The following is a 13,424-nucleotide window of genomic DNA, read 5'->3' as shown; positions in this document are numbered from 1 at the left end:
ATTTTTTCTTAAAAGACTTACCTCTTCTTATTCCTGTTCGATGATCTTTTCATTCTTTACAGTGCCCACCTGAGGCTCGGCTTCATTCTCTTTTTTCTTCCTTTTCCTGTTCGGTAAACCAAAATCGATTTTATACCAGGTGCGCTCGTGCAGATAATATAGTATCATTTTGGTTACCACTTCGGCCGCACCAATTTTGAAACCCGTTAAAGGACTTCCCGAAATGATCCAGGCAAGGATCATGGTATCCAGAGTTCCGACGAACCTCCAGGTGAAAGTTTTCGCAAGGTGTCGTTTTTTACTGTCATCACCATTCCTTTTAACACCCATTTTAACTTTAAACCATACCCTTTCGTGGAGATAGTAAAGGACCATTTTAGTAATCACTTCAGAAATTCCAACTTTAAGGCCGGTATAGGGATTTCCTGAGATCAGCCAGGCCAGGACAATAGTATCCAGAGTACCTACAGTTCTCCAGGTAATGGCTTTGGCAATATGTCTCTTGTAGGTTTTATCCTTCATAAGAAACTGAAAAATGGCCATTCAAAAGATCCTCCCGATTATAGGTCATAGGTTCCCCTGTTTCCTTGAAAACACATTTCAAACCTACGGCTTCACAAATAGCATGGCCTGCTGCCGTATCCCATTCCATGGTGGGCGCAAATCGCGGGTAAATATGAGCATTACCTTCGGCCACGAGACAAAATTTTAAAGAGCTACCTCGGGAAACTATCTCAATTTCTTCTCCGTAGGTTTGTTTAAGATCTTCAATATATCTTTGGGTATCCTCATTCATATGAGATCTACTGCCTACCACTTTTAGGCGCTCACCTTTGGAAGCCGCGGGATTTATCTCTTCCGCCGTATCCAAAACTTCTTCTGCAGACACCCCTGTTTCAGAAATAATATACTTAAAGGCTTTTGATTCTGAAACCACAGCAAAATACAAGGTATTCAATGCAGGTGCAAAAATAACCCCCAGTTCAGGTTTACCTTTTTCAACAAAAGCTATATTGACCGTGAATTCATCATTCTTTTTAATGAATTCTTTTGTACCATCCAACGGGTCTACGATCCAGCACTGTGTCCAGATCTTTCTTTCCTCGTAGTCTATTTGTTTATTCTCTTCACTGATAATGGGTATTGCATGCGGAACAAGAAATTCATTGATGATCTCATTGGCCTTTTTATCGGCCAGAGTCAAGGGGGAATCATCTTCTTTATTTTCTACTCCAAAATCATCATTCCTGTATATTTCCATAATCGCTTTTCCCGCGGCCACAGATGCTTCAATAGCTGTTTTAAGCTTCTCTCTCATAACCTTAAATATCTAAAAAGTTCATAGCCTTTTCCAGTTCCTGCTCCCAGGTTCCTGAACCAAGGATCTTCTGTTTTCCATTCTGCGCTATTTCCTGTTTTTTATCATCATTCTCAATGAGGAACAACATTCCGTTTTTAAGACTCTCAATATTTCCTGCATTAAATAACTTCACATTTTGTTCATCCTGAAAGGTAGAAGGGATCTCCCCAGCATTAGGCGCCAACACTGCTTTACCTGCAGCCATATACTCCCTCAACTTTAAAGGAGAATAATGAAAACCCTCACCACTCCTTGCGCTGACAACTGCGACGTCAAACAGTGAAATATACTGAGGGATCTCTAAAAACTTTAACCTCCCGGTAAAGATCACTTTATCATGTATCCCTAACTTTTTTACAAGCCTCTCAGAATTTTGACGTTCCGCACCATCTCCTACCAGCATTAAAATAGTATGAGGATGTTTGTCTGAGACCTTTTTAAAAGCTTTGATCACGTGGTCAAGACCATGAAACTTACGAAAACTTCCGGTCCATCCAATAACGAACTTATCTTTCAGTTTATAGGCTTCATTGATTTCCTGGGAGAGTTGTTTATTTTCTGAAAAAAGCTGAGGCTCAACGGCCATGGGAGAGATCAGTATCTTTTCTTCAGCTACTCCCATTGTCATTACCTTCTCCTTTACTTCTTCGGAAACCACTGCTACCAGGTCCGCTTTTCTAAGACTCTGGGCCTCTAATCTTTCGAGCCACTTTCCCCACCAATATCTTTTCACCCCCCATTTTGAAGCTTCCCATACTACCGGGGCATGAACATAACTGATAAGAGGTACATTTAATTTTTGCGATAATTTCTTTCCGGGTCCAAAAAATAGATCATGCTTCTCCCAAACAAATGCCGGATTTTTACCCTGAAGAAGATCACTTTTAAGTAATTTCCAATCCATCAGATTTTTGCAAACAACCAGATCGTTAAATAATGTCCTGCAAAAAGAAGGAAAATAAGAGTATCTTCTTTTTGCCACCTGCCTGCCGGATTTCTGGTTTAGAGGGTAATTCCAAACCTCACTAGGTTCTGCAATCCTGTCAGAGGTAACAACAATAGCATTACCAAATTTTCTTTTTGCTGCCGAAGCCCACCCTGCTGCTGTTATCCACAACGCCTCAGAACCTTCCCAGGAACTACTTGAACGCGGCATTATAAAAATTGCAGTATCAGATCTTTTTTCTGAGTTCATCTATTGTGTATTATCTCAGCAGGGGAAATGAGTTGTTGTTAGTTTCCTATCGCGTAAAATTCAAATCCTATTTCTCTTTTTGTATCTGGGCGAAGCAATCGCCTTCCATCAAACAAGAATGCAGGTTTGAGCATATTATCATAAACCTCTTGCCAGTCCAGCTGTCTGAATTCATCCCATTCTGTCAGCACCGCTATAGCGTGTGCGCCTTTACATGCCTGCATAGGATCGTTCACTACAGTAACGGCCTGCCTGTTAGCATCATTGCTTCGGCTGCCAAGGTAATCGAGGTCGGAATAGATCTGTTCTGCAGTTACCTTCGGGTCGTACACCAGGATCTCTGCCTGCTCATTCAGCAGGTAATCGGCTACATAAATGGCTGCAGACTCCCTGGTATCGTTCGTATCTTTCTTAAAAGCCCATCCCAGAATAGCGATCTTCTTATCTGCCACTGTATTGTACATGGTCCTGACCATGTTGGCTGCAAAACGCCTTTTCTGATGATCGTTCATGATGATCACCTGCTCCCAATAATCGGCTACTTCCTGCAGGTTGAAGCTTCGTGCGATATAAACAAGATTAAGAATATCTTTTTGAAAACAAGATCCTCCAAAGCCCACAGAGGCTTTTAGAAACTTGGGTCCCACTCTGCTGTCCATTCCAACGGCCTTTGCTACTTCATTCACGTCGGCACCGGTCTTTTCACAGAGTTCAGAAATGGCATTGATCGAAGAAACTCTTTGAGCTAAAAAGGCATTTGCCGTTAGTTTAGAAAGTTCTGAAGACCATACATTGGTAGTAAGGATCTTTTCCTTGGGCACCCAGGAAGCATAGATATTCACCAATGCATCCATAGCTTCCCTTCCTTCTTCAGAATCAATGTCCCCACCAATCAATACCCTGTCCGGATTCCTAAGATCTTCCACGGCTGTTCCTTCAGCAAGAAACTCGGGATTGGAAAGGATCTGAAATTTTACTCCATTCCCCGTACTATCCAGGATGTCTTTCAAAGCAGCCGCCGTACGTACCGGTAAAGTGGATTTTTCAATAACAATTTTATCAGATTTTGATACTTCAGCGATTTGTCGTGCACAGAGTTCGATCCACTTAAGATCTGCGGCCATACCTTTCCCGATTCCGTAGGTTTTTGTAGGGGTATTGACAGAAATGAATATCATGTCGGCCTCATCTATCGCCTTTTCAACATCGGTGGAAAAGAACAGATTTCTGCCCCGGGCTTCTTCAACAATTTCGGAAAGGCCGGGTTCGTAAACAGGAATATTATTCACATCGGGATCATTCCATAGCTGGATCCTTTGCTCATTAATATCAACTACGGTAACCTTTACTTTTGGGCATTTTTGCGCAATGACAGCCATAGTTGGCCCTCCAACATAACCAGCTCCAATACAGCAAATATTTTTAATTTTCATGAAATGCTTCTTTTAAAGTTTTTTATCACACCTGTCTTTTAAGACACCTTTGACGTCATATATCACTGTTTTCTGATTTTTTAAGACTTCCAGATCCATTTCCAGGAATTCATTATGGGCAACAGCCAAGACTACCGCATCAAATTTATCCTCAGGTATTTTAATTACCGTTTTTAGACCGTACTCGTGTTCAACTTCTGCAGGACTAGCTAAGGGATCATATATTGTTACATTAGTGCCATACTCTTTGAGATGTTTTACCACATCTACCACTTTTGTGTTTCTGACATCGGGGCAATTCTCCTTAAAGGTTATTCCCAAAACAAGAACTTTTGAGCCTTTTACTTTCATGTCATTTTTCAGCATAAGCTTCACTATTTCACTGCTTACGTAGTGTCCCATACTGTCATTCATTCTTCTCCCGGCCAGGATAATTTCAGGATGATATCCTATTTCCTGAGCCTTCTGAGCCAGGTAATAGGGATCTACTCCTATACAATGCCCTCCAACTAATCCTGGTTTAAAAGGTAAAAAATTCCATTTTGTTCCCGCCGCTTCTAAAACATCCTGGGTATCAATATCAAGCATATTAAAGATCTTTGCCAGCTCATTGACAAAGGCAATATTTATATCCCTCTGAGAGTTTTCGATAACTTTTGCTGCTTCAGCAACTTTAATAGTTGGTGCCAAATGGGTCCCGGCAGTGATCACAGATGCGTAAAGTTCGTTTACTTTCTGTCCCACTTCAGGAGTGGAGCCTGCCGTAACTTTCAGGATCTTTTCTACAGTATGCTCTTTATCTCCCGGATTAATTCTTTCAGGAGAATAGCCTACAAAAAAGTCTTCATTATATTTTAAGCCGCTGCTCTTCTCCAGCACAGGTACGCATTCATCTTCGGTAGCGCCAGGAAACACAGTAGATTCATAGATCACGATATCTCCTTTTTTAAGCACCTTACCTACACTTTCACTGGATTTGTAAAGCGGAGTAAGATCTGGCCGGTTATTTTTATCTACCGGTGTAGGCACAGTGATGACATAGTAGTTGCAGTCTTTAATATCATCCAACTGATCTGTACAGAATAATCCGCTTTCAGCATTTTCAGCACCTAAAGGGTTTGACTGCAACAAAACCGACTGCAAAACATCATTTTCAACTTCTAAGGTTGTATCCTTACCCTCCCGAAGCTCTTCAATTCTTCTTTTATTTATATCAAATCCCACAACAGGATATTTGGTGGCAAATAGGCGAGCCAAAGGCAGCCCCACATAACCAAGGCCGATAACGGCGATCTTCTTTGATTCCATTTAATCTGTTCTAATTAATTTTTATTGCAGGTTTTTCCAGTACCAGTTCACGGCTTCTTTAAGTCCGTCTTCTATTTTATATTCAGGTTCGTAGCCCATCAAGTTTTTGGCTTTGTCTACAGATGCCAGGGAATGCGGAATATCTCCCGGCCGGTTAGGCCCATGCTTCACTTCCACCTTCTCGATTTCAGGATCGTATGCAGAAAGATATTTCCTGAGTAATTGAGTAAGCTCCACAAGATTGGTTCTATCTCCAACTGCTGTATTGTAAACTTCGTTCAACGCTTTCTCATTTGAAGTCGTCAGCGCCAGCAAATTCATTTGCACAACATTATCGACATAAGTAAAATCCCTGGAGTAGGTTCCGTCACCATTGATCACGGGACTTTCATGTTTCATGAATTTCATCACGAACTTTGGGATCACCGCCGCGTAAGCTCCATTGGGATCTTGCTTTCTTCCGAAGACATTAAAATATCTTAGGCCAATCGTATCAATACCATAGGTCTTGTGAAAGATTTCAGCATACAGTTCATTGACATATTTGGTGATAGCATAAGGAGACAGTGGTCTTCCTATTTTATCCTCAACTTTTGGAAGTGCTTCGGAATCGCCATAGGTAGAAGAGCTTGCAGCGTAAACAAAACGTTTCACCCCTGCATCACGTGCTGCCACAAGCATATTGACAAAGCCTGAAACATTCACATCGTTACTGGTAATGGGATCATTAATGGACCGGGGAACCGAGCCTAATGCCGCTTCATGTAGGACATAATCTGCTCCAGAAACCGCTTTTTTACAGTCTTCCAGGTTTCGAATATCGCCTTCTATTAAAGTAAAATTTGGATGATCTTTAATAGCCTCCAGGTTCTCTCTTTTACCTGTAGCAAAATTATCAAGGCAGACCACCCGGGCATTTAGTTCTAATAAAGCTTCACAAAGATTGGAGCCTATAAAACCCGCTCCACCTGTCACCAAAACTTTTGCAGATTGAAGAACTTCAAACTGTTTATTGTTCATTAAGAATTATTTGGGTTGATTAATCGTTCTTGTCCAAAGATAAAATTTCCCTGTAAGGTTATTCCTAATTTAATCTTAAAGATGAACAATTACAAAAACAGCTCAAAATAATTCTGAACCACCTTCTTAAGCCGATGCTGTTGACTCTAAATGAACAAGTTCCGTTTCCACGATTTGAGTATCCCTTCCCTTCTCATTTGGATTATTTATACGTTTCTTTAAGAGAATCATCGCATTTTCACCGATACGTTCCGGTTTTTGATCTACATAAGAGACAGAAGGTGCCAAATATCTGGCTAGTTTTCCATTGATGAAGCCCACAATCTTCAGGTCCTTCGGAATCCCTAAACCATTTTCAAAAGCAAGACGATAGGCCATCATCGTACTCTCAAAATCGCTGCACAGAAGAGCGTCAACCTTATCCTGAAGCATTAATTTCAAAAGTTTTTCTCGAAGGCTATCAGGCTTGGCTGAATTGGCTATGAAAAAATCTTCCTTACTGGCTAAAGCTTCTTTGTAGCCTGTTATCCTTAACTTCCCAACCCCCATGTGGTGAATGGACGTTGCAATTCCTATTTTCTTTAAATTTAAAGTTTGAAGATATTTTGTAGCATCAAAAAAGATCTTTCTGTCATCAACACCTATTTTATCCACTGTCATGTCAAAATCGATTCGATCATATAGAACGACGGGAATATCATAATCAATTAGGTTTTGAATGTGCCCGAATTCCTTTTTTCTCTGTGTTTCTTCCGCGATGGCTATCAAAACCCCATCAACAAAACCCGTTGCCAGCATTTCGACGATCTTCTTTTCTTCTTCCCAGGATTCATTTGAAATATAGGTGATCACCTGTAAACCTTCTTTCTGTGCCTGCGCTTCTATTCCCGAAAGTACATTGGCAAAGAAGGCATTTGAAATATTAGGAATGATCACGCCAATGGTTCCGCTCTTACTACTTTTTAAATTGACAGCCGTGGGATTTGGGCGGTACTTATGCAAAGCAGCCAGTTCTTTTACCCGCTGAATGGTCTTGGGACTAATTTCGGGGCTGTCATTCAGAGCTTTTGAGACAGTTGACACAGATACATTGAGCAACTTGGCAAGTTCCTTTAAGGTGATGCGATTTTTCATAAACTTCAATAGGCTAAGCTACAAATGTAGTAAAGCCTCACAAATTGAAGTTCAAAAAAGGTCTCGAGAAGTTTCTTTTTTATAAATTATCTGGAGAAAATCAACCTAAAGATGAAATTTTTAAGGTCCTATTGGTTTTATATTCTTGCAGCCGTTATTACCATAATTGGATTAGTAACGGGATGGTATCTTTTTATCTTCCTTGTGATCCCTTTTAGTCTGTTTACCCGCAATAAAAATGACAGAGATCAGTGACAAGTTAAAGTTGTATTAAAGCAAGGCTTGTTTTTGCATAGCTACTACTTCGGGCGTAATTTATAATAAACTTCAAAATTCAAGATCATGAAACAGAAAGGAACATTATCTGAAACTATAAATATGCTGAGGACAGAAGAAGGTTATGATGAAGATTTCAATCTCCTGGATGAACATCTGGAAATAAAATCCAAAAGTGAAAAATTAGGACCCGATGATTTTACCGTCGACCAGGTGTTTAGATTTGAGGGAGAATCAAATCCCTCAGATAATGCAATTTTATATGCCATTACAACTTCAAGCGGACATAAGGGAGTTTTGGTGGATGGTTATGGTTATTCCAGCGGACAGGTATCTGATGAAATGATGGCAAAGCTTAATGCCAAGAAAAATCGGCCAATATCTGACTAAGATCAGTTCAAAAAATTTGGTTATACAACCAAACTATTGTATTTTAGAATTGAATTTTAAAAACCAATAAACAAAAACTATGAGCTACTTAGGATTAGACGAAAAAAAAACGTCAAATACCGTTCAGGAGTTAAATGTCTTACTGGCAGATTATCACCTGTATTATCAAAAATTGCGCAATTATCACTGGAATGTAATAGGCAAGAACTTCTTTGACCTTCATGAAAAATTTGAGGAACTCTATGATGATGCCAAGGAGAAGATAGATGAAATAGCAGAAAGGATCCTTACCTTACGTTTTCAGCCCACCAGTAACCTGAGTGAGTACCTTGAAAAATCAAATCTAAAAGAATCCAAATCTGATCTCTCTGATTCGCAAATGATCAAAAATCTTTTGGATGACCACGGCGCTCTTTTGAAGCAGATGAGAAAAGTAGTTGAAGTAGCCGAAAAAGGAGAAGATGAAGGAACCATTGACCTCATCGGAGCTTATATAAGGGAACTGGAAAAGACCAGCTGGATGCTTGACGCCTGGAAAATGAAAACCTCCGAACAACATAAGCCAGTCTAAACTTTTCTGAATGCAAGAAAGTTTTGACATAAACGATTCCATAGAAGGAATTTGGGAAAAATTAGGCGAATGGACAGATTCATTGATCTTAAGTTTGCCTAATTTTATTTTGGCCATTCTGGTCTTTGTCTTGTTTGTTATCGCGGCTAAATATGTGGGCAAACTGCTTGGCAGGATCTTAAGGTTCAAAGTAAGACAGGATTCTATTCGCGAGATCACTATAAAGATCGTGAAGGTTTTGGTGATCGTACTGGGCTTTTTTGTGGCCCTGGGGCTGCTCAACCTTGACACAGTACTCACCTCTGTGCTTGCCGGTGCCGGAGTTGTTGGCTTGGCAATAGGCCTTGCCCTGCAGGGAACTCTAAACAACACCTTTTCGGGAATACTTTTAAGCTTTCTTCCTGAAATTCAGATCGGGGATTGGATAGAGAATAACGGTTATGCCGGTAGAGTTGTAGAGATCAACCTTAGGAGTATTGTTATCAAAGAAGCCGATAATAATTATGTTGTCATACCCAATTCACAGGTCGTTGATGCACCTTTCAAAAATTTCTCCAGGACCTCCCGCTCAAGGGTGATGCTGGATTGCGGGGTAGGATACGAATCAGATCTTGAATTGGTAAAAGAACTTACAATTAAAGCCATTTCTGAACATTTTCCGCAGAAAGGAAATGAGGAAGTGGAATTCATGTACAAGGAATTCGGTGACAGTTCAATCAATTTCGTGGTACGGTTCTGGACCGATGTTACCTCGAACCGGGAAATTCTGCTTGCACGCAGCAAGGCTGTCATTGCCGTTAAAAAGATTTATGATGAGAATGATATCAATATTCCGTTCCCAATAAGAACTTTGGAGTTTAATAACAAACTCAACATCGATCGCTCTTCTGAAGATTGACCTTTTCAAAACTATAAAAAAACTCCCGAAGAATTCGGGAGTTTTTTATCATCAAATTTTTGTTTTTCCTAAAAATTCAGTCCGAATCCAAAGCTGAACCTAAAGCCTTCCTCTCCGGTAAAGAAATTGAACCTTCCGCTTAACGCCTGCGCACTGGTAACCCAGAATCCGCCTCCATAGCTTTCATGCCATGGGTTACTGTCCTCTCCATCCTGCCAGATCTTTCCGGCTTCATATCCCACAAATACCCCAATTTGCACGGGCAATACTGGAGTTTTGAACTGGTTAAAGCTATATCTCAGATCGGCACCCGTAGCAAAGGCACTTTCTCCGGCAAATCGATGCAGCCTGTAAGCTCTCAGTCCATTGTCGCCTCCCAGATTAGCAGCCTGATAGAATTCAAAGTCATCACCCAGGTTTATTTCTGCCTGTACTCTTGGATTAAGTACCAGCTTGTCGCTCCTTGTAATCCCTCTAAAAAATCCGAGATAAGGGTTTATATATCCATAAAAATTGTCGGTGTGCTGAGTGTTCATCTTTCCTCCAACTACCAGTTCGAATTTCATTCCGTTGGAAGGATTGATCACATCATTATAACTTTCATAGCGAAAGGTGCCCTCGATGCCCAAAAAATATTTTCGGTTAAAGAAGTCGGGACTGTCTGCAAATTCTTCGGTGATAAATCTTCCTTCAGTCTCCTCAACCTCTACTCCTTCAAATGTGGCTACATATTTAAAATAACTTCCAAAGGGACTCTCACGCACAAAGCCTGCTTCCCCTCCAATCCGACTTATTTTAACCCGGTTATAATCTTTTCCCAGCTCATCTTCAGGATTAAAAGTGTCATTTCCATACCCAAAGAAGTTGCGTGTAAAATTAGGGCTTGTAAAATGAGCTCCTATCATCAGATTATAAGTACCAAAAACGTTGGCAAATTCCCCGTCATAATACACATCAAAACCCTGGGTGGCAAAATAATACCCCCCGCTAATACTGTGACGTGAAGTGAAAGGATTCCTTCTAAAGCCATAAGTAGTATAAGAACCTCGTAGTCCTATTTTGATGCCGTCATCGGGATTGTAACCTACTGCAGGAATAACCCGGGTAGTGGAATAGATCTTTCTATCCTTATCAAAAATATTCACTTCATAATCATCGGTGAAATTAATATCCCCGCCCTGGTTCACTTCAATAGTGTTGGGTTTTGATTTATGATCATAAACCTTCAGGTTCTTTCCATTTCTTATCCGATAAACATCATTGTTCTGCCCCCCTATCAACCGGGTAAGCAGCGGATCTTCTCCCTCTCCGAAAACCTCAAAAATATCATCATCATCAAGACCATAAACCCAGATCTGCTTTGTAAATTCATCTGAATAAACTCTTGAATTCACCACATCTGCCTTTTTACCTTCTTTGATCCTAAACACTGTGACTTTTGTCTTACCCTTAGGCAACCTTTCCACTTCAATATGATCGTCCTTGTCTGTACCGGTCACAATGGCGGTTTTGGCAAGAACTTTATAATATCGCTTGGTAATATCTACGAGGTTTTCCCTGCGGGCTTTCAGACTTTTTATGATATTTTCTGAAGATTCCCCGCGGGTCTCCTCGGGAAGCCTGGAAAATGCTGCATTTATGACCTCATCTGTAATGTGCTCCTGAAGGTATTTCGCCTGCTCTATCCATTCTTCCCTTCCGGTATTTTGCAAAAGGCTCCTGTCAAGACCCAGTGCGGCCGAATTGAACCATTCCACATCTTTGATATCTTCGTTGTACAAAGCAAATTGATTGGCAATACCAGTAAGTCCCCTGAGAGTGGCCAGGAAGGCACCGTCAAAATTGGAAAATACCTGGTCCCTGTCTCGCGGAATTGGCTTAAAAAGGTGATTTCCTTCTTCATCTTCAAATTCGCTCCACCTCCATTGATCCTGATGACGGTCCCAATCACCTACCAGCATGTCAAAGATCCTTGCCCGAATATAAGCTTCTTCATCAAGCCTGTATTTTTCATCTCTTCTCAAACGTTCGAAAACTCCTGAGGTGCTCTCAATATCATGATCTGGGGAACCGAAAGATTCATATCCTGTCCAGTTCTCTTCAGGTCGCTCCACGATCATATACAGCTCATCACCATATTCATCATTATACGGTCCTAAAGCTTTTTGTTTTGGTACATAATATAGCTTCGGATTGGTATGAAATATTCCTGCGGCCTTGGATAAAGTAGGAATAGCCATAAATCCGTATGGATGTGCGGAAGTATAAAAATCTTCAATAATGTCCTCAGCCAGTGTATTTTCAAATTCAGATTCTACTGAGGCATCCTTGAAAGCCACCGTCTGGAGAAACTGTACCGCACTTTTCTTAATAGCTCTCAAATTATAGTCCCTGCCCTGCTTGTCTTTCAACCTTAGGGAACGGGTTTGGTGCCCACCACCGGTTCTGACCACTTCCAGGCCGCCAAAAAGGGTGTCCAGATCCACTACTTCGGCTTTTATTTTGGTACCGTATATTTCCCGGTAACGATCTCCCCAAACGCTTTCGTAAACTTCGTTCTTTTCAGTCTCTTCCGGCTCATAAACAGAGGCCTCTACAAACTTTGGAAATGAGGTGGCCAACGTATCCAAATTAACTGGTTTTGGTGCAGGAAATACTTCTTTTTGGTACAGAAGTTTTGGCTGGTTGTCAAAACTTCCGTAGAAACTTGCCCAGGTAGAGCCGTCTTCAAAAACATCCAAAACAGCAAAGCCCTGCCCCTCTATGGCAAAGAGCCCATCATTTCCAAGGGAAACATTGGTCGCTTTGGACCCAGAGCCTGAAACGATCTGTTTGACACCTTCATGTTCAATATATTGGAGGCTGTGCTCATGGCCGGAGACAAAGATCACATTTCCCCATTGTTTGGAGATCGTGGAAAGCCTTTTTACAAGGGTCTTGTATCGAAGGTTTTGCGCATCCTGAATAGAAACTCCCCCACTCGTCCTTATCAACATGGCAAGAGAACCTAAAATTGGTACCGGGATCTTCTTTTGTGACGGATATAAATGCTGGTTGAAATTATAATGTCCCCCATGTACCCCATTCGTATACAGCGGGTGGTGCAAGGCAAAAACCACCGTTTTGTTCTGATTCTTTTTTAATTCGCTTTCTATTTCAAGGAAAAGCGCTTCCCTGGTTTTGATCGGACATTCATCATTAATAGAAGGATGGTTATCCCAATTAGTGAGATACCATTGGGAATCAACCACCAGCAGCTGGATATTTTCAGATACTTCTATACTCTCAAAAGCACAACCTGGATCGGGATGAAACACGTCTTCTCTTTCCAGTACTTCCTCCAGATAATCCTTCTCTCTTTTCAACCCGGGAACCCCTTCATTATACCAGTCGTGATTACCAGGAATGAAAATAACTTTTCCGTCATAATTTTCAACAGCATCAAGCTGAGCGTCCAGTCTGTATTCTGCCCTTTCCCTCAGCGGATGATCTTCCCGAACAAGGCCATCGGGATAAATATTATCTCCAAGGAAAAAAGTGTAATTCCCAAATTGCTTTACTGAATCAAGGTAAGTCTTGAAAGCCAGCAAACCTTCAGAGGTTCCTCCCGGAAGAGCGTAGCCGCCATCCCCAAGAAGGTAGAAAGACTTCTCGATCTTTTTGTCGGTGGGGTAGCTAAAATCAGCTTTGGGTTCTCCTTCTTTGTACTTGGGAACATTGTAGGTAGAACAGGCAGTAAAGGCAATAAGTACAATCAGTGTTAGAAATTTGTTATTTTCTTTCATAGAAATTAAATCGGGGGATTTTTTTGTAATTTGGCAATGAACCTAACTCATACT

General features: G+C 41.0%; 11 protein-coding genes. 3 read left to right on the top strand and 8 right to left on the bottom strand.

Annotated elements, in window-relative coordinates; genetic code table 11:
- Positions 1 to 27 precede the first annotated feature (27 nt).
- The 7 genes from BLS64_RS06185 to BLS64_RS06155 all read right to left on the bottom strand — a co-directional run bounded on the left by BLS64_RS06185 (position 28) and on the right by BLS64_RS06155 (position 7,450).
- Complete coding sequence (locus BLS64_RS06185) at positions 28 to 522, bottom strand: DUF2061 domain-containing protein (RefSeq protein ID WP_093112639.1); 495 nt, start codon at positions 520 to 522, stop codon at positions 28 to 30.
- Positions 512 to 1,318, bottom strand: a complete 807-nt coding sequence (gene cysQ / locus BLS64_RS06180; RefSeq protein WP_093112638.1) for a 3'(2'),5'-bisphosphate nucleotidase CysQ — start codon at positions 1,316 to 1,318, stop codon at positions 512 to 514. Before cysQ ends, BLS64_RS06185 begins: the two co-directional genes overlap by 11 nt.
- Before the next feature lie 4 nt (positions 1,319 to 1,322).
- Positions 1,323 to 2,264: a glycosyltransferase family 4 protein gene (locus BLS64_RS06175; protein WP_176763437.1), complete on the bottom strand. Its 942-nt coding sequence runs from the start codon at positions 2,262 to 2,264 to the stop codon at positions 1,323 to 1,325.
- A 329-nt stretch (positions 2,265 to 2,593) separates the two neighbouring features.
- Positions 2,594 to 3,988: a UDP-glucose 6-dehydrogenase gene (locus BLS64_RS06170; RefSeq protein ID WP_093112636.1), complete on the bottom strand. Its 1,395-nt coding sequence runs from the start codon at positions 3,986 to 3,988 to the stop codon at positions 2,594 to 2,596.
- Positions 3,989 to 4,000: 12 nt separating this feature from the next.
- Positions 4,001 to 5,296, bottom strand: a complete 1,296-nt coding sequence (locus BLS64_RS06165) for a nucleotide sugar dehydrogenase (protein WP_093112635.1) — start codon at positions 5,294 to 5,296, stop codon at positions 4,001 to 4,003.
- Between the two features lie 21 nt (positions 5,297 to 5,317).
- Positions 5,318 to 6,316 (bottom strand): SDR family oxidoreductase, encoded by a 999-nt coding sequence (locus tag BLS64_RS06160; protein ID WP_093112634.1) that lies wholly within the window; start codon positions 6,314 to 6,316, stop codon positions 5,318 to 5,320.
- Between the two features lie 126 nt (positions 6,317 to 6,442).
- Positions 6,443 to 7,450: a LacI family DNA-binding transcriptional regulator gene (locus BLS64_RS06155; protein ID WP_093112633.1), complete on the bottom strand. Its 1,008-nt coding sequence runs from the start codon at positions 7,448 to 7,450 to the stop codon at positions 6,443 to 6,445.
- Positions 7,451 to 7,792: 342 nt separating this feature from the next.
- On the opposite strand from BLS64_RS06155, the gene BLS64_RS06150 reads away from it, so the two are divergent.
- From BLS64_RS06150 to BLS64_RS06140, 3 genes are all read left to right on the top strand, one after another.
- Complete coding sequence (locus tag BLS64_RS06150; RefSeq protein ID WP_093112632.1) at positions 7,793 to 8,116, top strand: phosphoribosylpyrophosphate synthetase; 324 nt, start codon at positions 7,793 to 7,795, stop codon at positions 8,114 to 8,116.
- A 79-nt stretch (positions 8,117 to 8,195) separates the two neighbouring features.
- Positions 8,196 to 8,687, top strand: coding sequence for a Dps family protein (locus tag BLS64_RS06145; RefSeq protein ID WP_093112631.1), 492 nt, complete (start codon positions 8,196 to 8,198; stop codon positions 8,685 to 8,687).
- Between the two features lie 10 nt (positions 8,688 to 8,697).
- On the top strand, positions 8,698 to 9,585 hold the full coding sequence (locus BLS64_RS06140; protein ID WP_093112630.1) for a mechanosensitive ion channel family protein: 888 nt from the start codon (positions 8,698 to 8,700) through the stop codon (positions 9,583 to 9,585).
- A gap of 68 nt (positions 9,586 to 9,653) precedes the next feature.
- On the opposite strand, the gene BLS64_RS06135 is transcribed toward BLS64_RS06140, so the two are convergent.
- A complete protein-coding gene (locus BLS64_RS06135; protein ID WP_093112629.1) occupies positions 9,654 to 13,370 on the bottom strand; it encodes a metallophosphoesterase in 3,717 nt (1,238 codons plus the stop codon).
- Between the last annotated feature and the right edge of the window lie 54 nt (positions 13,371 to 13,424).

Origin of the sequence: Salinimicrobium catena (genome assembly GCF_900102915.1) — a bacterium.
Classification (GTDB): Bacteria; Bacteroidota; Bacteroidia; order Flavobacteriales; family Flavobacteriaceae; genus Salinimicrobium; species Salinimicrobium catena.
This window is presented reverse-complemented; position numbering and strand designations above follow the sequence as displayed.

Coding starts and splice junctions, on each gene's coding strand:
- BLS64_RS06185 (WP_093112639.1), bottom strand. CDS start 522: ATGAAGGATAAAACCTACAAGAGACATATTGCCAAAGCCATTACCTGG.
- cysQ (WP_093112638.1), bottom strand. CDS start 1,318: ATGAGAGAGAAGCTTAAAACAGCTATTGAAGCATCTGTGGCCGCGGGA.
- BLS64_RS06175 (WP_176763437.1), bottom strand. CDS start 2,264: ATGGATTGGAAATTACTTAAAAGTGATCTTCTTCAGGGTAAAAATCCG.
- BLS64_RS06170 (WP_093112636.1), bottom strand. CDS start 3,988: ATGAAAATTAAAAATATTTGCTGTATTGGAGCTGGTTATGTTGGAGGG.
- BLS64_RS06165 (WP_093112635.1), bottom strand. CDS start 5,296: ATGGAATCAAAGAAGATCGCCGTTATCGGCCTTGGTTATGTGGGGCTG.
- BLS64_RS06160 (WP_093112634.1), bottom strand. CDS start 6,316: ATGAACAATAAACAGTTTGAAGTTCTTCAATCTGCAAAAGTTTTGGTG.
- BLS64_RS06155 (WP_093112633.1), bottom strand. CDS start 7,450: ATGAAAAATCGCATCACCTTAAAGGAACTTGCCAAGTTGCTCAATGTA.
- BLS64_RS06150 (WP_093112632.1), top strand. CDS start 7,793: ATGAAACAGAAAGGAACATTATCTGAAACTATAAATATGCTGAGGACA.
- BLS64_RS06145 (WP_093112631.1), top strand. CDS start 8,196: ATGAGCTACTTAGGATTAGACGAAAAAAAAACGTCAAATACCGTTCAG.
- BLS64_RS06140 (WP_093112630.1), top strand. CDS start 8,698: ATGCAAGAAAGTTTTGACATAAACGATTCCATAGAAGGAATTTGGGAA.
- BLS64_RS06135 (WP_093112629.1), bottom strand. CDS start 13,370: ATGAAAGAAAATAACAAATTTCTAACACTGATTGTACTTATTGCCTTT.